The 21,028-nt window shown below is 42.9% G+C and carries 16 protein-coding genes; 8 read left to right on the top strand and 8 right to left on the bottom strand.

Going from position 1 to position 21,028, the window contains the following annotated elements; genetic code table 11:
- The first annotated feature begins 285 nt into the window (after positions 1–285).
- Positions 286–843 (top strand): recombination mediator RecR, encoded by a 558-nt coding sequence (recR, locus tag V7K32_RS19000; RefSeq protein WP_334995363.1) that lies wholly within the window; start codon positions 286–288, stop codon positions 841–843.
- A gap of 197 nt (positions 844–1,040) precedes the next feature.
- Positions 1,041–1,235 (top strand): hypothetical protein, encoded by a 195-nt coding sequence (locus V7K32_RS18995; RefSeq protein ID WP_094350397.1) that lies wholly within the window; start codon positions 1,041–1,043, stop codon positions 1,233–1,235.
- Positions 1,236–1,661: 426 nt separating this feature from the next.
- On the opposite strand, the gene V7K32_RS18990 is transcribed toward V7K32_RS18995, so the two are convergent.
- Together V7K32_RS18990 and V7K32_RS18985 are read right to left on the bottom strand one after the other, a co-directional pair.
- Entirely contained in the window at positions 1,662–5,510 is a 3,849-nt protein-coding gene (locus V7K32_RS18990; RefSeq protein WP_334995365.1) for a CHAT domain-containing protein, read from the bottom strand.
- 188 nt (positions 5,511–5,698) lie between these two features.
- Positions 5,699–6,382, bottom strand: a complete 684-nt coding sequence (locus V7K32_RS18985; RefSeq protein WP_334995364.1) for a hypothetical protein — start codon at positions 6,380–6,382, stop codon at positions 5,699–5,701.
- Between the two features lie 380 nt (positions 6,383–6,762).
- Between V7K32_RS18985 and V7K32_RS18980 the strand changes: the two genes are divergently transcribed.
- Positions 6,763–8,781, top strand: a complete 2,019-nt coding sequence (locus tag V7K32_RS18980) for a DNA polymerase III subunit gamma/tau (RefSeq protein ID WP_334995362.1) — start codon at positions 6,763–6,765, stop codon at positions 8,779–8,781.
- A 288-nt stretch (positions 8,782–9,069) separates the two neighbouring features.
- Here the strand turns inward: V7K32_RS18980 and V7K32_RS18975 are convergent, their stop codons facing one another.
- The 3 genes from V7K32_RS18975 to V7K32_RS18965 form a co-directional block, all read right to left on the bottom strand.
- Positions 9,070–9,453 (bottom strand): hypothetical protein, encoded by a 384-nt coding sequence (locus V7K32_RS18975; RefSeq protein ID WP_334995361.1) that lies wholly within the window; start codon positions 9,451–9,453, stop codon positions 9,070–9,072.
- Positions 9,454–9,671: 218 nt separating this feature from the next.
- Complete coding sequence (locus V7K32_RS18970) at positions 9,672–11,078, bottom strand: glycosyltransferase (RefSeq protein ID WP_334995360.1); 1,407 nt, start codon at positions 11,076–11,078, stop codon at positions 9,672–9,674.
- A 448-nt stretch (positions 11,079–11,526) separates the two neighbouring features.
- Positions 11,527–11,691: a hypothetical protein gene (locus V7K32_RS18965; RefSeq protein ID WP_334995359.1), complete on the bottom strand. Its 165-nt coding sequence runs from the start codon at positions 11,689–11,691 to the stop codon at positions 11,527–11,529.
- Between the two features lie 262 nt (positions 11,692–11,953).
- On the opposite strand from V7K32_RS18965, the gene ebsA reads away from it, so the two are divergent.
- From ebsA to V7K32_RS18945, 5 genes are all read left to right on the top strand, one after another.
- Positions 11,954–12,334: a type IV pilus biogenesis protein EbsA gene (gene ebsA, locus V7K32_RS18960; protein ID WP_334995358.1), complete on the top strand. Its 381-nt coding sequence runs from the start codon at positions 11,954–11,956 to the stop codon at positions 12,332–12,334.
- Between the two features lie 336 nt (positions 12,335–12,670).
- Positions 12,671–14,581: a GTPase family protein gene (locus V7K32_RS18955; RefSeq protein ID WP_334995357.1), complete on the top strand. Its 1,911-nt coding sequence runs from the start codon at positions 12,671–12,673 to the stop codon at positions 14,579–14,581.
- Positions 14,582–14,740: 159 nt separating this feature from the next.
- Positions 14,741–14,929: a DUF6888 family protein gene (locus V7K32_RS28830; RefSeq protein WP_442938770.1), complete on the top strand. Its 189-nt coding sequence runs from the start codon at positions 14,741–14,743 to the stop codon at positions 14,927–14,929.
- Positions 14,926–15,105: a DUF6887 family protein gene (locus V7K32_RS18950; RefSeq protein ID WP_334995356.1), complete on the top strand. Its 180-nt coding sequence runs from the start codon at positions 14,926–14,928 to the stop codon at positions 15,103–15,105. The genes V7K32_RS28830 and V7K32_RS18950 overlap by 4 nt, the downstream gene beginning before the upstream one ends.
- A gap of 468 nt (positions 15,106–15,573) precedes the next feature.
- Positions 15,574–17,247, top strand: coding sequence for a hybrid sensor histidine kinase/response regulator (locus tag V7K32_RS18945; RefSeq protein ID WP_334995355.1), 1,674 nt, complete (start codon positions 15,574–15,576; stop codon positions 17,245–17,247).
- A gap of 25 nt (positions 17,248–17,272) precedes the next feature.
- Here the strand turns inward: V7K32_RS18945 and V7K32_RS18940 are convergent, their stop codons facing one another.
- The 3 genes from V7K32_RS18940 to V7K32_RS18930 form a co-directional block, all read right to left on the bottom strand.
- Positions 17,273–17,731, bottom strand: coding sequence for a DUF29 domain-containing protein (locus V7K32_RS18940; protein ID WP_334995354.1), 459 nt, complete (start codon positions 17,729–17,731; stop codon positions 17,273–17,275).
- Between the two features lie 213 nt (positions 17,732–17,944).
- Entirely contained in the window at positions 17,945–19,054 is a 1,110-nt protein-coding gene (locus tag V7K32_RS18935; RefSeq protein WP_334995353.1) for an S-(hydroxymethyl)glutathione dehydrogenase/class III alcohol dehydrogenase, read from the bottom strand.
- Between the two features lie 546 nt (positions 19,055–19,600).
- Positions 19,601–21,028: DUF4114 domain-containing protein (locus V7K32_RS18930; protein WP_334995352.1), on the bottom strand; the 1,428-nt coding region annotated here is incomplete at its 5' end.

Below are 21,028 nucleotides of genomic sequence, written 5' to 3'. Positions count from 1 at the left end.
AATAGGAGCTAATGAAAAATGAAAGATATCTCCTTTGCCTTAATACATTTGTACTATTGTTTTGCGATCGCCCTGTGCCAGTTGCGTAAGTCCTGGTTTAAACTGCACTAACTTTTATGATGTGATTTTTTGCAGTGCAGGGGAGGTGTGCACACCCTGCTTCACATCTGATAAATTAAATGAGCAATCCAAAATTCTGCAAGAATGTCATCATAGTTATGGTAAAAACATTCTGGAGACAAGACAACGGTTTACGCACGCCCTTTAGCACGGTTAATTGAGCAATTGCAACGCCTACCGGGAGTTGGTCCCAAATCTGCCCAACGACTGGCTTTGCATATTTTGAAGCGACCAGAAGCAGAAGTAGAAGCTTTGGCACAAGCGCTGATTGAAGCAAAAAAACAGATAGGCTTGTGTTCTGTTTGCTTTCACCTATCTGCTGAACCTGTTTGCGAAATCTGCCGCAATGCCAATCGTGACAACAAAACTATTTGTGTTGTAGCAGATCCCCGCGATGTGATTGCGCTGGAAAAAACCCGCGAGTACAAAGGCAAATATCACGTTTTAGGTGGGGTGATTTCGCCAATTGATGGAATTGGCCCAGAACAATTGACTATAGTGGCTTTGCAGCGTCGGGTGAGTCAGGAAAAACCTCAAGAAGTAATTCTGGCAATTAGTCCAAGTGTAGAAGGGGAGACAACAACACTGTATATCGGTCAGCTACTGAAACCATTTACCAAGGTGACGCGGATTGCCTTTGGTTTGCCTGTAGGTGGTGATTTGGAGTACGCCGACGAAGTGACTCTGGCAAGGGCATTGGAAGGACGCAGGGAGTTAGATTAGGCTTAAATAAACTTTCTTATTTAAAGCCAGCTTTCGCTCCTGTTCATCGCCCGACTAATTCTGTTAAAATCACGTTTGCCAGCACGTAAATGTTGAGGCCGTGCCATGTGTGCAAAGAGATTTTGCCTCTGGTGTCGCAAGAATCGGGAAAATGGTAGAGTTAAAAGCGATCGCTATGCGAAAAATGTTTTTAAGATATGGCTGACCAAAAAGATAAAGCTCAAGAAAAAAACCGCCTTGAACAGCTTCAAGAAGAACAAGGTAACACGGACTCTAAACACTCAGGGGGTGCTGGCGCTTCTGGCGGCAACTCAGGTGCAGGTAAATCTGGCACATCAAAAATTTCTGCCACTGGTACACCTGATGATATCGAAAAAGTTGATCAGGAGTAAAGCTGACTCTGACGACGAGTCAAGTTTTAACTGCGTCGGCTCTCATTAGTAACTAAACTCAACAATGGTGGATTAAATACCTTATTATTTAGTCCACCATAGCCATCGCAACTAACATTATTTACTGTACTGATACTAAGTAGTTCTGGGAAGATACCTGAAAAATCTACTAGTACTAAGTAGGTAGGCAAGATAAAACCAAACTAGTAACGAAAAGTAAAATCTCTGTATTTGGCTCGTAGTTGCGCCCTCTTGCGCTTTAGCGCAACTACGAGCCAGCGATGATTATTTGCGCCCACTTACTTATATCTTAAACACCAACTGCTGTTGTTCCAGGTAGTCCTGCCTCTGCAAATAAAACTTCTAGCTCTAAGAAGCCAGAATCGATGGGGAATAAAACAGCAGCTTTAGCAGCAGAACAAATGATTAATTCGGCTTACCTGTAATCGTGAATGCTGCCCAGTAGTAAGGATGATTATAAAGATTTTTATCTGATGCCATTTTACTATTTCTATATAGTTGTGTCGCTAAATAAGTTTGAATTCGTAATTCTTCAGAATGCAGATTATTCAAGACATCTTCATACCATTTTGTTAGTTCTCCAGCAGTTAGTTCTTTCAGCCATCGGGTTGCTTCAGCTAAGGCTGTAACTGCTGATTTATTGGGCCGTAATCGTCGGTAAAACTCTATCATTACCAAGGCACTAGCTGAAGATTCTACACTCCACAGAGTACTCACTACATGAGGAACGCCCTGACTCACCAAACCAGTCACTAAACTCACATATTCGCTGCTGATAGTGTGGTTGCTAGTAGTTAAATTTTCACAAGCCGAGAGGGTAATAAGGTTGTAACTTGCTAAATTTTGTTGACAGATTTCATCTAGAGTAAGTTTGTCTTCACCGGCTAATAGTAATTCTGACTTTTTGGGTTCAGCCAAATTATTAATGACATGACCTGTAAAATGAAAGATGTTATAATTATCAAGTAAGGCGTTTTCAACAATATTTTTCGTAGCTTGTGAACCTTGAATTTGCTGGGTATTATTGAACATCTGGCTAATAACTTCAGACTCAAGTTTGGCAAATTTAAGTGGGGGATAACCTGTATTCTCTGGTTGTTCAACACTGAGTAACAATTGATTTTGCCACTGCCAGATATCTTCAGTTCTTATTGACAAACCTATTTGGGCGCTAGGTAGATAGGTAACGCTGAAATTTGACTCCACATTGGGCAATGCTTCCGACGATGGGGAAGGAAGATGGAAAAGGGTATGAATGGGCAATCTGTACAAGTCACGGTGAGGAATTAAAACCAGTTGGCTGATGCCTTCGAGTTCCTGTGCAATTGTCGGAATATTTAGAATTTCATACAGATGCAACAGCTTTTCTTCCATATCAACCCGCCAAGAATGCTGGCTTTTACTTTCTTTGTCTTGGGCTGTGCTGCGATATTCTTGGTATTGTTGATGCCAATCTTCTAGCCAAGTTTCAAATTCAATTAAGCGTTGTACTGCTTCGGGTAGAGGTAATTCATTTAGACGGATAGCGTCTTCTCCTAAAGGTATTGCCCCAGTATCTTGCATGGGTGTAAATAGGAGGATTGGTGATGGCGCTTGGTCTTTGAGAATAAATGTGTGTAAGGCTACTGGACTAATATGCCAGTAAATAATTGCTGTTGTAGGATTGAATAGTTGTTGAATTGCGCCATGATGGGGCGAGTAAATATTATCATTCCAGCCATAAAGCAGCCAGTTTAAACAAGCATTTTTGCCTTGTTCGGCAATTTCCCAGGCTTCAACTAAATCACCAGACTCTACGGCTAAGTCAACTGCCAATTGGTCAAAGCCTGCAAATTTCAGGGCTAACTGTTTTTTACTTTCATCTGAACGAGTTTCTTCAATTAATAATTCTAGCAATAAATCTGTACCGCGTTGCAGCAATTCTTGAACTTGTGTTGTTTGTCCCAAACCCATTAAAACTTTGCTTAGAGATTGTAAAACCTCTAAGTGCATCTGGGGAAAATATTCTAGTGTCAGGGTTAACAGCGCTTGATGGTACTCAGATGCGGCTTTGCGCCAATAATCGCGGGGATTAGTATTTTTTTTGCCTTGATCGTAGTAGGTATTAGCGATCGCAAAATGCAATCTACCCCAACCTTCTGGATGGGTATCTGTCCGCAGATGCTTTAACCCTTCCTCATAGCTGGCTAATTTACCTTCGTAGCCGCCCTGTTGTAAGGCGGGATTTGTCGCTGTGATACTACTCGACATTAGCAATGTGTCAGACACTAAATGACCGATCGCAGTTCCTCGACCTATCCAAGCTTCCCAATAATCTTGTTTAATTTGCAAAGCGTTGTCATAACAGCCGATCGCTTCAACAAATTGTTCTAAATAAAACAATGCTACTGCCTGATTATACCAAGCTAAGTGGAAGTCGGGTTTAATGGCGATCGTTCGTTGATAGGAGGCGATCGCTTCTTGTCTACGTCCTAAGTTGTCTAACGCTATACCCCGGTTGTACCAAGCTAAGTAGAAGTCGGATTGAACTGACAGTGCTTTATCCCAGGAGGCGATCGCTTCTGACCATCTTCCTAAATTAAACAGTACTACACCCCGGTCTATCCAAACTTCGTGATACTCTGGGTTAATTTCTAGCGCTTTGTCGTAAGATATAATCGCTTCTGTAAATTGTTCGCCGACAGCTAGGGCTATGCCACGGTGATACCAGTTTTCTTGGTCTTCTGGTTCCAAATGTAGCGCTTGGTCATAACTAGAAATAGCTTCGGGTAGCCAACCTAACTTCAGCAGTGCCAAACCCTTGCTAGACCATGCTTCTTGGTAGTCTGGCTTGATTTCTATGGCTTTGTCAAAAGAAGCGATCGCTTCTTCAAAGTATCCTAATTCTCCGAGAGTTCCACCCCGGTTGTACCAAGCTTTGTAGAAGTCGGGTTTCAGTTGTGTGGCGGTTTCGTAAGATGCGATCGCTTCATCAAAACGTTTTAAATGGAACAGCGTCAAGCCTCGGTTAAACCAATACTCTGAGAATTCTGCTTGAAGTTCAATGGCTTTGTCATAAGATGCGATCGCGCCTAACAAATCGCCTGTTTTCGCTTGGCTTAGACCTTGATAAAACCACGCTTGAGCTTGGGTAACAGGATCATCACCATCTGGAGCAATTATACCAGGAGAATTGCTGCTTTGAACTGCTAAATTAGAAGCAAGTTGCTGGACTAAATTGGTACTTTGATCCAATCTCACCCACAACTCATCTAATGTATTAGCCACATTTGGCTCTAAATTGGTCAAAGTGTTATCCCAGGTTTCCACTGAGGGAGAAGTTGTTAATTCATTTCTTTGTCTAGTAGAAAGGAGATTTGCTCTTGTTCTACTTTGAACAACTTCATCATCATCGAACCTGAGTTGTGCTAATGAGGTGATTGAATCTTCTGCGGCGGGGAGAGGGAAATTTTCGGGTATTGTGGTTTCGGCATCTTCCCTTTCATCATCTAATACCAGTTCCTCTAAATTCTCGGTGAATGTTTCCTCCCTAGAGGCGTTTTCAGGCGCTGACGTTATTGGTTCAACATCTGGCTCATCATACTCCCATAATTGCTCACCTAAACTGCGGATTAACTCTTGCCCAGGCGAAGTTGGGATAATTTCTTCATCTGTTGTTCGTTCTACCACATTTGGTTCATCATACTCCCATAACTGCTCCCCTAAATTGCGGAGTATTTCTTGCCCTGGAGTAGTTTCTATTACATTTGGCTGATCATACTCCCATAACTGCTCGCCTAAATTGCCGAGTATTTCTTGCCCTGGAGTGATTTCTAAATTCTCTTCTGGATAATTCTCCTCATAGTCTATCTGTGAAGGTGAGTTTTGCATCAATCGGATGCCAATGTCATAAGCAACATCTCCAATTCTGCCAACACCAAGTTCCCCCAATTGCACCATCTTTGTTGCTAAAAGCGGATTTGGTGCCGGTGAAGCTAGCAAGCTTTCGCCAAACATCACCAACCAGTCTATCCAGCGTTCAGCCGGAATCCGATTTTCTACTCGTTGCAGATACCTCAATGCCCACTGTCGTCCTCGTGCTTCATGCACGCCTTCTAACAATTGGATAAACAATTGTTCCAGCTCCGCATTGGTTAGTTCTGGTAGTATATCCACCAGATTGCGTCCTCTTGCACCCTTGAGAGAACTAGCCTGCTTACTTTCAATGAGGCGCTTTATAAACCTTCTAAGCGACTGCGATATCCGCCTGAGCATCTGCCACACTATTGGATTTTCTTTTTCTAGATTGTAGCCATCGTTGTGTTAAAAAAATCATCAATTACGTAAAAATCCATTAGATCAAGACAGGGCTTCCGTCGCACGTTAGCAAAAAATATACAAAACTTCAAGAGTAGAGTATTACAACGTTACAATTCCTAGATTCGACTCTTGATGCCAAGTGGTTAATTTTCTGTTTGCTCTGTAGTCGATTGACCGGCAGGATATAATTGATTGACCAATGCCTGGACAAGCAATTCTGGATCATCTGTCTCAATGGCAAGCTGTTGAGCAATTTGCTGGCGTAAGTTTTCATCCTGCTGCAACATCACAAACAACTCTTCTATGGTGACAGTTTGGTATTCTCCCTCTGGGGGGTTCTCTGGGGTATCTACTGACTCTGATATGGGGGCGGTTGGCTCAGATGATATCGTGCTAAAAGCATCTGGCCCTTCATATTCCCAAATTGGTTCGCCTTGATTGCGTGTCAACAACTGCATCCCGATACTATAGGCAACATCTCCGATTTCTGGGATGCTCAACTCACCCAATTGTACTAACCGTGCAGCTATTTCATTATTGGGTGTAGGTGATGCTAGCAATCTGTCGCCAAAGCGCCTTAACCACTCAACCCAGTCTTCAGTTGAAATGCGATGTTCAATATTATGCAGCCACTTTTGCGCCCACGCTTCCCCTCGTGCTTGATGTACTCCTTGCAAAAGTTCGTTGAAGAGAAATTCCAGATCGGTATCGGTTAGGGTTGGCGCTGGTTCTTTTGGCACATTTCCTCTAGATTTTGAGGCAGCCTGTTTTCCACCGAACAAGCTCTGAAAAAGCTTTTTGAGCCATTGAAATAGCCGCTTGAGCATCTGCTGCACCATCGAGTTTTGCTTATCCTAAGATTGTAGCGATCGCACTGGACTATGGCGCTAGTTCAGTCATTAAAATTCTTTGGGGATTTGTCATTTGTCATTTGTCATTAATCTTCTCCCTCATCCCCCCAATCCCCAGTAAGAACAAATGTACTAAATGGTATGCTATAATTCCAATACTTTGATATTGAAATCATAGTAGAGGACAAGCTTTGGTTACTTGCTTTCTTTGGTGCCAAAATTCACGGCATTAGTTGAGCGCAAGGGCTATGGCAATATGTACAAACCAAGCAGGTACAAGAGTCTAAAATAATTGAATCCTAAACTCGACTCAGTGCTACTAATTAACTTTGAAAGGCATTGAAGTCTATATTTCCATGTCTTACGAACCCCTGCATCACAAATATCGCCCCAAAAGTTTTGCTGAACTGGTGGGTCAAGAGGCGATCGCTACCACCCTCACGAATGCGATCGGCACATCCAAAATTGCCCCCGCCTATTTATTCACTGGGCCAAGAGGTACGGGGAAAACTTCTAGTGCGCGGATTCTGGCTAAATCTCTCAATTGTCTCAAAAGTGACAAGCCCACTGCTGAACCCTGTGGCGTGTGTGAAGTTTGTCAAGGAATCACCAAGGGCTACGCCTTAGACATAATTGAAATCGATGCCGCTAGTAATACTGGTGTTGATAATATCCGTGAATTGATTGAAAAAGCCCAGTTTGCTCCTGTGCAGTGTCGCTACAAGGTTTATGTAATCGATGAATGCCACATGCTCAGTACTCAGGCATTCAACGCGCTACTAAAGACATTAGAAGAACCACCGAGGCATGTGGTTTTTGTGTTGGCGACAACAGACCCGCAACGGGTGTTACCAACGATTATTTCGCGCTGTCAAAGGTTTGATTTTAGACGCATTCAGTTAGAGGCGATGGTAAAGCATTTAAGTGCGATCGCATCTAAAGAAAACATTCATATTTCACCCGATGCTGTCACCCTGGTAGGCCAACTTGCTCAGGGAGGGTTACGAGATGCCGAAAGTTTGCTCGACCAATTGGGTTTATTAGCGGGTGAAGTGACACTGGATAGAGTTTGGGATTTGGTGGGGACGGTAAGCGAACAGGATTTGCTGGAGATGTTAAATGCGATCGCTCAAGATAAACCCGAAGCAGTTCTAGACTGTATTCACTACATTCTAGATCGTGGTCGAGAACCGCTAACTCTTCTGCAAAATCTCGCCGCCTTCTACCGCGATTTACTCATTGCTAAAACCGCACCCAATCGCCACGATTTGGTTGCTTGTACTCAGCAAACCTGGACAGCCTTGGTTGACTTTGATCAATACTTCGATATGAGCGTGATTTTGGCAGGACAAAAACATTTGCGAGAAGCTGAAGTGCAAATTAAAAATACCACCCAGCCGCGTTTGTGGTTGGAAGTAACATTACTAGGATTGTTACCCAGTGCGACGATTATTCAGCCACAAGCCCCAAGTGTGACGCAGCGAGTCAACACACCTGCTATATCTCCAAGTTATCCTTTAGCAGTTGCCCAAAATCACCCAGTCTCTTCTTTACCTGTAGCTGAACCGCAAAAAAATAATAATTCTGGAAACCATCATGTAGCGGCTACCCAAAATCAGCCTGTCATTTCATCTTCTTCAGTAGAAGGGCAAACAAATCACAATTCTGCTGCTAACTCAGTTTCACCTCCAACCCCAGAACCAGTATCAATACCCTTACCACCTGCGAACGTTGAACCAGTAACTTCAGAAGTTGTTGGGGAAGCAGAATATGACTTAACTCAGGTTTGGCAACAAGTGCGTGCTAATTTTCCGATGCCTTCCAGGCAAGCTTTACTGGGGCAAATGTGCCAGCTAATAGAGTTTAACGGTACTGTAGCGCGTATTGCTGTTAAAGGGGCTAAATGGTATGAAACACTTAAATCTGATCTCCCGATGATGAAAGTAGCTTTCCAGCAGACTTTTCAACGTGAAGTTCAGGTAACTCTGGAACAAGTCAGTTCTGCAATTCCTACCTCAGCCCAAAAAAATCCACCCCCAAAAGACTCTACTCGCGTTCAGCAACCACCGACAGCCAGTTATAACCAGCAAATTCAGTCTCCAGGTCCAGCACCACAGCCAATCACTCCACCATCAGCACCGACAGCAGCAAAAAACGGAAATGGGGCAAATGGAAATGGGGTGCAAGCTTTGCCTCCAACTGTAAAGCGAACACCCGCACCTGATTGGGAACCTGACGAAGTAGCGATCGCAGCTCAACGTTTTGCAGAATTTTTCAATGGACAAATTATCCGCTTTGCAGATGATTTCCCAGAATCCTCAGACTCCATAACTACACCTGAATGGGTAGAAGAATCAGAACTTGATGATGAATAATGCTCTTAATGTTGAATTAAAATCTGAGAAAAGAATAAGAGTTATTTTATGCGGAAAAATAATAATAGCTGATGTTACTAATTATATCTTACTCATGATTTTATTGAAAATAAAATACTAGAAAGCTATATCCAACTTAGATTTTTAGTTTTACTACTAGTTAAGTTTATTTTGTTTAATTCGTTAGTTGTTTGTTTATACCATAAAATATGCGATACAACTGATTTTTGTTGAGTAATTTATTCTTTAGAAGTTCCATATAGTTGCTTCTAAAGTGAGGGATAATCGCTATGCTTCAGGTCGAGATTGACTGGTTTCTCCCAGCCAACGTAAGCAAAGTTGTCCATTATTGTTGTCGTCTTCTTCTCTATAATAATAAACCATACAATAAATATACGTGCCTTCTTGAGGCCACTGAGCAGGATCTAGAGGTAGTGGTTTACATTCCTCTTTGTAGTAAAAAATAGGCCCAATATGAATTAAACCTATATACCTATAGGAATCCTTTGGAAAATCATCGACTTCTATAAATATGCCAAAAGGTCTAATTTTTCCTACTTTTGCCCAAAACTTACGACCAATGGTAAATTGCTGCTTAAGCAGTAACCAGTGTTCTTTCCTAAGTAGCCGCCATTGTTCTTCATTCATTTTCATCAGGAAGCTAATCGGCATTTAAGTTGCATCATCAGGGCGCTCATGTTGCCCACCCCACAAGATATTGATAAAATTTTAATCTGCAAATTAAATGTGTTTTAGCTTAGTCTAGCTTTTTCAGAAGAAAAAACGAACTGTGAATATTATGGTCTACAGTGAAAAAGGCAGGAGGCAGAGGGCATTATTCCTCCTGCCTCGTGCCTCCTGCCTCTGTTATTTTTAATTTCCCAAAGGGGCTATTCCCCATTCCCAGTATGCAAAGTTTTCACCCATTTTAAGCGCTTTGGTCTTACTGACATCCGGGCAGTGGTACTGCTCATGACGACTAACCAGTGCAACATATATAAACTGCCACGCAGGGTTTGCATCAGCATCGTAAGATATGTAGAAAGTGGGAATTTTTGATCTTGACGTACCCGCCTTAAACCTGTGAACATTCCTACCATCGACATAGAAATGGACAAGCCTGTGATGGGAGTTAACATGGGTGGACGATGACGAGCGATCGCCATTAATAAATCTGGGACTGTTGCTGTGGGTAAGATATACATAATCAGCATAAAAATCAGCAAATCCCAGGTTTTGCGCCCTCCCATCCGGTTTTTGAGAATTAAATCCCAATAATCCAAATAGCGTTGATAACCGCCTTCTGCCCAACGGTTGCGCTGATGCCAAAGTGAAACTGCACTTGTCACTCCTTCTTCTTGCACCGCTGGATGGAAAACACACTCAATATCCCATTTATCCAAATGTAAGCGGATTGTCAAATCCAAATCATCGGTAATGGTTTCTTCATTCCACCCACCGCAGCTTTCCAAGGCTCTCCGCCGGACAAATTGACCATTGCCCCGCAGTTCGCCAATGCCACCAAGGGCAGTTCGCTGTTGCTGAAACCAGGTATCAAGAGCCATTTCGGCCATTTGACCCTTAGTCCAAAAGTTTTCTTTAGCGTTGGCGATCGCTTTTCGCACCTGCACCGCCCCCACCTTTTCTCTTTGAAATAAAGGTATTACCTGTTGCAGCAAGTCTGGTGTCACTTGGGCATCAGCATCAAATACTGCTATAATATCTCCCTTTGTCAGAGGCAATACCTGATTTAACGCCCCCGATTTGCCACCACTAGCTTCTGCTGAACGCCTGAGTACTTTCAGCTGCTCGTGTTTTTGTTGGAGTTCTGCTAATAAACGTGGTGTGCTATCACTGCTGTGATCGTCAATTATCCATACTTCGTATTGCCCACCTGGATATTCCAGATTACAAAGATTTTTAACTAATTTAGCAATTACCGCTTCTTCATTTTTCGCAGCCACTAACACAGATACAGAGGGTAAATCTCCCTGTATTTCTTTTGGATAACGACGGGATTTAGTAAACACTACCACCAAGGCATGAAATCCTAGAATGGTGGTCAGTCCTAGAATAAATATAGAAGCCCAAGAAACTAAATGTAGAGCGATCGTGCCACTCCAGACGATAGTCAAGACTAGAGCCGCTTTGCGTCTACGACCTTGAAACCGGGGTGTTAAAGACACAGGATCAGTCTCTAACACTGACTCCTCATTTGCTGATAGGTCAGACAACAAGGAGTTGAGCGGATCAAGCTCTTGATAAGAATCTTCTTCGGGCCAGGAATTCGCTGGCATAGGTTAGGTTGCTTGATTCAAAAACCAGTATTTGTCTACAGTTAGTAATTTTACGGACAAATATCCCTAAGCTACTTTTCCCGATATTAATCGGAATGGGCAAACTGCAATACCCGCTATTCCTAAACCAAAGCTGCTGGGACTACCTTTGTTGTTACCGCCACTCTACGTAATTACCTCGCATTAACAAAGTTTCGGGTTTAATTCCCCTGCCTAACGACGGCAGCAGCTGAAAGTGTCGGGGACTGCGAATGCAAAGTTGCTCCTCTACAGCGCTTCGCGCATCCTGCGGCGGGGGAGACCCCAAGACCGCAATGCAGCGCTAAATCCCCCGAAGTTTTGTGTGTCGTATTCCGTCCCCACAACAGCACTCTTCGTTACAAAACGTAATTGCGAATTGCGAACGCACAAAGCGTGCCTCCGGCAAGAGTGCGAATTGCGAATTGGTTTAACCACCTTTGCTACTCTTAGAGGATGTTTGATTCCTTTGATAGCCATTTAGGCAGGAAGCTTGTAGAGTAGGACTTTCTTCAATGAGAACTCCGGTTTGGGCAAAGTAATAACAAGCTAGCAGCAGCTCGTCGTTGGGAGAAACAGCAATAATAACATCCACAACTTTAGAGTGGGGATTTTTACTGTTATCTTCCCGAGCGTCGATAAAAGTTAATGCAGCATTATTCTAACCGAAATTTTAATATTTCTTAGCAGTAACTTCATTTTTGGGCATGGGGCAAGGGGGAGATGAGGGAGTAATGGGAGCAACAATCCACCTGATCCCCCCACTCCCCACTATGTGCTTTAGACACATATTTTGGGAATACTACTAACATCCACTAATATCCACAGTTGCCAACTAATTTGAGGAATATTTAAGAATGTCTATTGACCAACTTCAACTCCAGCCTGCTACTCAACAACAAGCCAGTGTTTACTTACCTTACGTTCAGGGCGCTAGGCGCAATTTCTTACCCTATGCCATTAGTCTTTATCAAAAAGGGGTGTTGGAGGGACACCGGAAGATAGAAGCCAGTGAACATGTTCCCTTTGTTGCCTCCTGGAATGTTGGGACTTTACCCTCAGACTTAACCCGTTGCCGAATCCAGTTTGATGGCAATGCTGAACTAAGTTACGAACTGATGATGGCTAGTTTCGAGTTTATTAATTTTTTAATTGAAGTTATGGATAACTATAAACGTTATCGTGCGACCGATTTTTCACAACCGTTTTATCGCAAACTACTGCGTATAGACGATTGATTAAACTCAGCCGGACTTTTGTAAGTTCGGCTTGTCTTTAAAACTCAAAATCTCAAAAGCCTAATCCCCATTCCAATACACTGAGATTCATTTAAAACTTTTCTCCAGCATGGTTTATTATTTCCAAGCTTCTTATAGTTATATATGTTAGTCCAGCAATCTACCATTCATCAAAGAACTATAGCGTTTTCCAGTTTGGTGAGATACAAGAACCCCACCTCCAACCCCCTAAGAGCAAGCTCCTTGCTTGCTCTGATGTACCTCATTTGATCGCGAAAAGCTATATTACGCTAACAATAGGAATATAAGCAGTCTAAGCAAAGCAGGTATGGGGCAATGGTGCGATTAAAACCGTGGCAGTGGGTCGTCTTAGCAATCCCGATCGCGTTTATCGTCATTTTCTTACTAGTATCCGCTGGTTTACAAATCCATGCGTGGGGCATTAATTGGATCTGGGCTGTATTCACGCTTTTATTCGTTGGTTGGCGTTGGCTATTGGTCAAATGGACTCAACCTGCTGTTAACCAGGTAGAAGCTGTATTAGCCCAAGTTCAAGAAGAACTGGAATCTACAGCAGAGGATAGAGTAGGGTTACCAGTGGGAACTGATGTCACAAAGCTTGCAGAAGCCGCCCTTCAAGAGATTTTGCAAGCAGCACAAAGCGATCGCCCGATTTGGGAAGACTGGCAAACTTTTTGGACCCGATGCCAAGATTTGGTTGTAGCGATCGCTCATATTTACAATCCTCAAATTCAATATCCGCTACTGAACATTTACGTCCCCCAAGCTTACGGGTTGATTCGAGGAACGGTAGATGATATGGATCGGTGGATGCAAAAGTTATCCCCTATCCTGAATCAAGTGACGGTTGGGCAAGCATACCAAGGCTACGAAGTCTATCGGAAGTTAGGGCCATCGGCTCGGAAATTTTGGAAAGCTTGGAGTTGGGCCCAGTGGCTTTTAAATCCGGTGGCGGCGGTGGCAAAACAAGTCAGTCAGGGTTCTAGTAACCAGGCAACTCAGCAATTATTGGGGAATTTGAGCCAGTTATTTCGAGAAGCTGCCCTGAGAAACTTATGTCGGCAGGCGATCGCTCTTTACGGACGTACCACATTACCAGTTTCAGCAACCGTAGTATCCACGACTTTACCCAAGGCAAAAACCCAAACCCTCCGAGAAATCCTGACTCAAGCCGAACCCGCCGAGGTAGTTGAGCAAAAACCCGTGAATATTCTGCTGGTAGGGCGCACGGGATCGGGAAAAAGTAGCCTGATTAACACGCTATTTCAGGCGGATCTCGCAGCCGTTGATGTTTTACCCAGTACCGATCGCATTCAAAATTATCAATGGCAGACTGAAAGTGGGGAAACCCTAACGCTTTTGGATACACCTGGTTACGAACAAGTCAACCGTGCCGAACTCAGAAATCTAGTGCTTGATTATGCCATCAACGCCGATTTGCTGTTATTAGTCACCCCTGCCCTCGATCCTGCCCTGCAAATGGATGTAGACTTTTTGCAAGACATCAAAGCAGAAGTTGCAGATTTACCTGCAATCGCGATCGTTACTCAAGTAGATCGTCTGCGTCCGATCCGCGAATGGCAACCCCCTTATGATTGGGAATGGGGCGATCGCCCCAAAGAAATTGCCATTCGAGAAGCTACTGAGTATCGTGCAAAACTGCTGGGATGTCATCTAGTTGTGCCTGTGGTTACAGGTGAGAGCAAAACAAATCGAATCGCTTGGGGAGTAGAGGGGCTATCGTTAGGATTAATAGATGCGATCGCACCATCCAAACAACTCCGTCTCGCCCGCTTTTTGCGTAACCTCGAAGCCCGCACCCTCGCTGCTGCCAAAATCATCGACGATTACACCTTCCAAATGGCCACAACACAGGGACTAACGGCATTGCTCAAAAGTCCCGTTCTCCAGTTTATTTCTACGCTCTCAACCGGATCTCCAGCCCTAGCATATATGCTGGCACAACAAATTCCCGTGGAACAGTTGCCGATTGTGATTGGTAAACTCCAAATGGGATATGAGCTTTTCTCGCTCTTGAATACAGCTAACCCTAACCCGCTCAACTTTGAATTGCTATCCCTCTGGCCGCTATTGCTGGAAAATTCCGCTTCACCCGATCGCAACGCTTGGGCCTTTGGTCACGCCTTAGTGGAATACTGGACTCAAAATTTGACGGTTGAACAACTCCGAAAGCGATTTGAGTATTATTTGGCGATCGCTAAATAATTAGGACTTACGCACTGTACAAAAATACTATCTTGTGTATTAACGGAATTTGGTCGTTTCAAGCTTTTGACGACCAACTTCAGATAAAGAGCGATCACTAAAAAATCCTCACACTATGACATACACCGAAATCTCTCCTAACCGATTTAATTTTATTCAATGGTAAGAGGTATGGAACCAACCATCGAGCAACTTAAAGCATTCTTTGACTTTTGCGTTCGGGCTAGTAATTTGCTTAGAGATATAGCATTGGTTAGATTTGATCAGAGGACAAGCCGAATCGTGATTTTGATAGGCGAACCCATCCAAGTAGAAATTCTTAGTAATGGGGAGAACATTATCCGATGACAGACTATTTAACTCTTAATGAGCAACAATTAAGACAATATGTGATATCAAACCCCCAGGATGAGGAGGCATTTCAGCATTACCTCAGCATCATGAGAACGAAACCGGGGGTAGTGGTCAGCACTCCAGAACAATTAGAGGCTGAGTTAAAACGGCGTATTAATCAAGCTAGTTAACATAGAACCCGTTACTGACATTCCAGTAACGGGGATTATGCATTAAACTCCTCTCTTTTTGGACTGTAAATTAAGCGATGCCTACGGCGGGCTACGCCTACGCCTTAGCCAAAATATCAAAATTGGGCTTAAAACATCATTTATTTGATAGTACAAATGTTCCCTTAAAAGGGCTGCTCCTAATAATTTGTCTGCATTGAGGAATTGATGTCCATAAGCAATGTCTACAACGGGCTACGCCTACACATCTTCCATTCCACAAGTTGAATTAGCCCTTAGAGTATATTTCCAAGGAATCATCTAGTAAATTCAACCTATTTATACCAAAAAAAATCACAACAAAAATGCGGTGATGGATCGTATTCCTAACATCAAAGTTAAGATTACGATTATAGAGTAGGTGTCTGCTGAAACCTACCCGCCTTACCTGAGTTTTTGCACAGACATCCCTTTTATTCAGAGTGGTTTATGAAAAATATATTAGACATCTCCATCTCTCAAGAACAGAATTCACATCAGAGCTATAGTATTCGGTCTTACAATAGGTTGCTTTCGGTCGTGAAGGATTTGGCTTGTGTGCGGACTATTGAAGAAATTATTGAGATTGTGCGGTTGGCTGCTCGCGATCTGACTAATGCTGATGGAGTAACTTTTGTACTGCGAGATGGCGAATGTTGCCACTACGTCGATGAAAACGCCATCGGGCCACTTTGGAAAGGGATGCGTTTTCCGCTCAAGTCTTGCATCTCCGGTTGGGCAATGCTCAATAAACAAGCTGCCATAATTGAAGACATTTACCAGGATGCTCGAATTCCTATTGATGCTTATAAAGTAACTTTTGTCAAGAGTTTAGTGATGGTTCCCATACGGATTTCTGAGCCACTGGGTGCGATCGGAGCTTACTGGAGTACACAACACCGAGCCACGTCCGAAGAGATAGAACTGCTTGAGATTTTGACAGATACTACAGCAGTTGCGATCGCTAACGTTCAACTTTACCAGAAATTGACGAACCAAAACGCCCTGAAAGACAAATTTATTGCGATGCTAGCTCATGAGTTGAGGAATCCTGTTGCTCCCATCTCGAACGGGGTTCAGCTTCTCAAGTTAAAGCTAGGCGAGACTGGTGCAGTTGGACAAACAGTTTTAATGATGCAACACCAGATTAAGCACCTCTCGAAATTGATCGATGAGTTACTTGATGTATCGTCGATTACTTATGGGAAAATTTCATTAAACCTGGAGAAGGTTAATTTGGTAGAATTGGTTCGCCAGAGTCTCAATGACCATGCACAAGCAATAAAAAGATCCAACCTTAAGGTAGTACAAGACCTACCAAACAAGCCTCTGTGGGCTTATGTTGACCAGACGCGGTTCTTCCAAGTCTTTGGGAACCTTCTTGATAACGCCTTAAAGTTTTCCAAGCCAGATGGGACAATCTGGGTGGATCTCTCATGTATTCCGGGTGAAAATGGCTCAGGTAGTGTAGGGGTATTATCTGTAAGAGATTCAGGTATAGGCATAGACCCGACAATTTTACCAGAACTATTCGAGCCGTTTACCCAAGCCGATCGCAGTTTAGACCGTTCGAGGGGCGGGCTAGGTTTGGGATTATCGGTAGTAAAAAGTTTGGTAGAACTTCATGGTGGTAATGTTGAAGCCTCAAGTAGAGGAATCAATTTGGGAGCAGAATTCAAAGTTACTCTTCCTGTATGCGAAGAGATTCCAGCTTGGGATAACGAGCCGGAGATTATAGAAGCGGCTAAAAAATCGTTGAAGATTTTAGTCATCGAAGATAACGAAGATTCAGCCCTAACATTAAAAGCAGTGCTTGAGTACTTCGGACATGAAGTTTCTGTTGCTAACAATGGAATTTCAGGGATAGAAACTGCAAGAGAGTTTGAGCCTCATGTGATTATTTGTGACATTGGACTTCCCGAAATGGATGGATTCGCCGTTGCAGAAGAATTGAGTAAAGACTCCAAATTTACTCGCTCAATTCTGATTGCACTCACCGGCTACGGTAGCCAGGAGGATCGGGATCTGGCGCTTAAGTCTGGTTTTAAATGTCACTTGACCAAGCCTGTAGACTTTGACATACTTACGGCAGAAATTGATCGATACTTTCTCATGAGTGCGTAAGCCTAGCCCGTCTTAAACATCGCTTTTATCCCATTAAATCATCTGTTGTAGGCTCACCCGGATAAAAGCGATCGCTCAAAATTTCCTCAAAAGGATATAAACATTGGTTGGGAAAAGTTGAGGGTGGCAGATTTGTTTCTCCTGATGCTAAATCCCTACCGTTGTCATAACATTCCTGAACTACTTCTTCAAGGTAAGTTTTCAGGCTAGGATTTTCACTTAACAACTTCAGAATTTCCGGTCGTTGTCCTCTAATTGTCGCTAACCAACTACGACTTCCTTGCTTAGGTTGATATTCCCATTTGAGCAAATGTCCAATTAATATATTAAGACCATTTCTCAATTCTTGGCGTTCCTTTTTTCCCAAAGATTCAATTTCCTCAATTAAATTGGGCAGGTCAAGCTTGTTCCATTGGTGATGACGCAGAAGGTTAGCCTGTTCTTGAGTCCAACTGTAGAAGTCTGCTTCATAGAAGTTTTGCATCAGTTTTTTTGCCGTTTTTCAGGTTTGTAGTCTCTACATAATTTCAAAATTCATAATTATGTTTCAGATACAGATTTAAACCTTACTTGAAACAAGACTATCTGCATAAGCATCAGCTACAAACCCTTCTTAATTACGAACTTGTCCTGAGCCTGTCCTGAGCGTAATCGAAGTATTACGAACTTGTACTGAGGGTAGCCGAAGTATTACAAATTAAAAAATCATCACACTCCGAATTGATTCACCTTTGTGCATCAATTCAAAAGCATCATTAATTTGTTCAATAGGCATCACATGGGTAATTAAATCATCAATATTTATCTTACCTTCCATATACCAATCAACAATTTTCGGCACATCTGTACGTCCTCTAGCACCACCGAATGCTGAACCTTTCCAAACGCGCCCAGTTACTAATTGAAAAGGACGAGTACTGATTTCTTGTCCAGCCCCAGCAACCCCAATAATCACGCTGACACCCCAACCTTTATGGCAGCATTCTAATGCTTGACGCATAATTTTCACATTACCGATACATTCAAAACTGTAATCAGCACCGCCTTTTGTTAAATCAACCAGATAGGGAACTAAATCACCCTCTACTTCCTGGGGATTGACAAAGTGCGTCATGCCAAACTTTTCTGCCAAAGCGCGTTTGTTGGGATTAATATCCACCCCGACAATCATATTTGCCCCTACCATCCGCGCCGCTTGGATGACATTTAAACCAATACCACCCAAGCCGAAAACCACAACATTTGCTCCCGGTTCCACCTTGGCAGTATTGATGACTGCACCAATACCAGTAGTTGCACCACAGCCAATGTAACAAACCTTATCAAATGGCGCGTCTTCCCGAATTTTTGCTAAGGCGATTTCTGGCAGCACCGTATAATTGGCAAAAGTAGATGTACCCATATAATGATGAATCATTTGCCCACCAATGCTAAAACGACTAGTGCCATCGGGCATGACACCGCGTCCTTGAGTTAAGCGAATCGCTTGACAAAGATTAGTTTTTAAGCTTAAACAATATTCGCACTGGCGGCATTCGGGAGTGTATAGGGGAATTACATGATCCCCTGGTTTGAGACTGGTGACACCAGCGCCTACCTCCACTACCACACCAGCACCTTCATGCCCCAAAATTGCCGGAAACAAACCTTCGGGATCGTCACCAGATAGGGTAAAGGCGTCGGTATGGCAAACTCCGGTGGCTTTCACCTCAACTAAGACTTCGCCAGCTTGTGGGCCGGATAGTTGAACGGTTTCAATTGTCAACGGCTTACCTGCGCTGTAAGCTACTGCTGCTTTAACTTGCAACGTCAGCCCTCCTATATAATTTTGTTATTGGGCTTCTTTGAGTTTATATCGGGGAGTGCTTTAAGGATATGGGGTAATGGCACTAATAACCGACTTTCCGCACTTCATCGTGTAATATGCGTAGATTTCCCATAGGTGGAAAAAAATGGTTAAATCAACAACATAAATCGCCAATGGTATTCAATATTAATACTTAATAATTTGAACATTATTAGGAATTTTTATTGAAAAGATAGATAATACATTTTGAAGTGCGGAATGTGGGTAATAAAAGCAAAAATGCTTGCCAGATGCAGATTACAGCTTTTAATGAATGAGTAGTGAGTGAATGTGTTCAAGCGATGTCTTCTCTGCCAGACGCTACGCGTAGCAAGATCCCCGAAGAGTACAACGGGCTACGCCTACGCTACCGCATCAGACACAACAAAATGGATAGGGGCGTGATGCAGGGATTGTCCAAAAATTTTCTGAAATAGAAAAAGCTTGCTCGTTCATGAAATACTTTCTTTGAAACGAGCAAGCAAATCTAACTATTAATTATGAGTCCTAAACTGTAGTTGTCATAACTTTGATAATCAGATCATTGAAATCCTTGTCGCCACCACCAGGCAAATCCTCAAAGCCAAAGGTATTACTTGCTAACATGCGAATGTGAGGCGATTTATCAGAATTAGCACCCAAGAATGGAAAATAAACCGCCGGATCGTTATTAGAATCCTTATCTAAAAGCGCATCAGGGCTACCGTTAACAATAATAAAGGGAACAAAAATCGCCCCAGGTTGGAAAGTACCACTCAAAGTAGCACTACCTTCATTACTCACACTCAAATCAATACCAGCAATCCTACCACGCACAGCAGCCTGAGTATAACCAGCCTGTCCGGTGAGAATATCAGGCTTGCCGTCGCCATTGGTATCAATTCCACCATTTTCATCAGTTACCTGATAGAACCCGACGTAATTGTTGTAAGACGCCTCTCTATAAACGTTAAATTTAGCGTTGACTGATTGTTTGACATCTCGCAAATCAATCACTTCCCCTTGGAATTTATCTTGGAGATTTGTACCCAAAGGTAAAGCTTGATCTGTCTGTTTAATTTTCACTACCAGATCATTAAAATCTGTAGAACTGTTACCAGAAGTATCCTTCCAACCTAGAGAGAAACCATCATCACCCAACTTTGTAATTTTTTGGGTTGAGACACTAGAAAACAGTAATTTTCCGATGGAATTAGGATCGTTGCGTACAGCATCAAGCGTACCGTCTTGGACTAATAAGAATCTAAAACTCTGACCAGAATTTAATTCCAGCAGACTGCTGAGATTATTGTAGTCAAATCCATTAGGAGTATTAGCGATCGCGGATAAAATTACCTTTGACCGTTTTAAAGCTGCTTTGGCATAACCTTCAGCACCAGGGGCAATACCGTCAATCATACCTTTAGCATCATCAACAGTAAATAAACCCAGTTCATTCACCTTCTTAGAACTGTGTCCAGTGAGTTTTATTTCCAGTTTGACTTTGGCATCCTTACCTTTGATGTTGAAGACATCATCATTCGGGTTAGTAAGACGGTTGGGTATTTCTCTACCATTATTAACATTAATAGTCAACCCATTCTCAAAGGTGAGATTACCATTGTCAGTGGTACGGACGCGAATTTTGTAACTAGACTTAGTTTTAAAGTCTGGAGAATTGTTGATTTTGAGGCTATTGCCATTAATGGTGAAGGCATTATTATCAACATCGTCAATTCCCGAAACTAAGCTGTATGCAAAATTATCCTTTTGATCTGGGTCAGTGCTGCTGAATGTGCCGATGGCAGTATTGGCTGGTGCTTCATCGTTGACGGTGTTGGCACTTAACTCCAAATCTGTGGGGGCATCATTAACGGCAGTGAAATTAATGTCGCGGGTTACAGCAGTACTATTTAAGCTGCCATCATTGACAACAAAGCTGATAGTGCGCTTTGT

Source organism: Nostoc sp. (assembly GCF_036917635.1).
Taxonomy (GTDB): Bacteria; Cyanobacteriota; Cyanobacteriia; order Cyanobacteriales; family Nostocaceae; genus Nostoc.
The sequence above is the reverse complement of the archived record's forward strand: the minus strand, read 5'-3'. Positions and strand labels throughout refer to the sequence as shown.

What these genes read in the sequence shown, in the direction of transcription:
- V7K32_RS18990 (WP_334995365.1), bottom strand. Translation starts at nt 5,510, where the DNA reads ATGCTCAGGCGGATATCGCAGTCGCTTAGAAGGTTTATAAAGCGCCTC.
- V7K32_RS28830 (WP_442938770.1), top strand. Translation starts at nt 14,741, where the DNA reads ATGGTAAGAGGTATGGAACCAACCATCGAGCAACTTAAAGCATTCTTT.
- V7K32_RS18995 (WP_094350397.1), top strand. Translation starts at nt 1,041, where the DNA reads ATGGCTGACCAAAAAGATAAAGCTCAAGAAAAAAACCGCCTTGAACAG.
- V7K32_RS18975 (WP_334995361.1), bottom strand. Translation starts at nt 9,453, where the DNA reads ATGCCGATTAGCTTCCTGATGAAAATGAATGAAGAACAATGGCGGCTA.
- V7K32_RS18950 (WP_334995356.1), top strand. Translation starts at nt 14,926, where the DNA reads ATGACAGACTATTTAACTCTTAATGAGCAACAATTAAGACAATATGTG.
- V7K32_RS18970 (WP_334995360.1), bottom strand. Translation starts at nt 11,078, where the DNA reads ATGCCAGCGAATTCCTGGCCCGAAGAAGATTCTTATCAAGAGCTTGAT.
- ebsA (WP_334995358.1), top strand. Translation starts at nt 11,954, where the DNA reads ATGTCTATTGACCAACTTCAACTCCAGCCTGCTACTCAACAACAAGCC.
- V7K32_RS18955 (WP_334995357.1), top strand. Translation starts at nt 12,671, where the DNA reads ATGGTGCGATTAAAACCGTGGCAGTGGGTCGTCTTAGCAATCCCGATC.
- V7K32_RS18985 (WP_334995364.1), bottom strand. Translation starts at nt 6,382, where the DNA reads ATGCTCAAGCGGCTATTTCAATGGCTCAAAAAGCTTTTTCAGAGCTTG.
- V7K32_RS18945 (WP_334995355.1), top strand. Translation starts at nt 15,574, where the DNA reads ATGAAAAATATATTAGACATCTCCATCTCTCAAGAACAGAATTCACAT.
- V7K32_RS18980 (WP_334995362.1), top strand. Translation starts at nt 6,763, where the DNA reads ATGTCTTACGAACCCCTGCATCACAAATATCGCCCCAAAAGTTTTGCT.
- V7K32_RS18940 (WP_334995354.1), bottom strand. Translation starts at nt 17,731, where the DNA reads ATGCAAAACTTCTATGAAGCAGACTTCTACAGTTGGACTCAAGAACAG.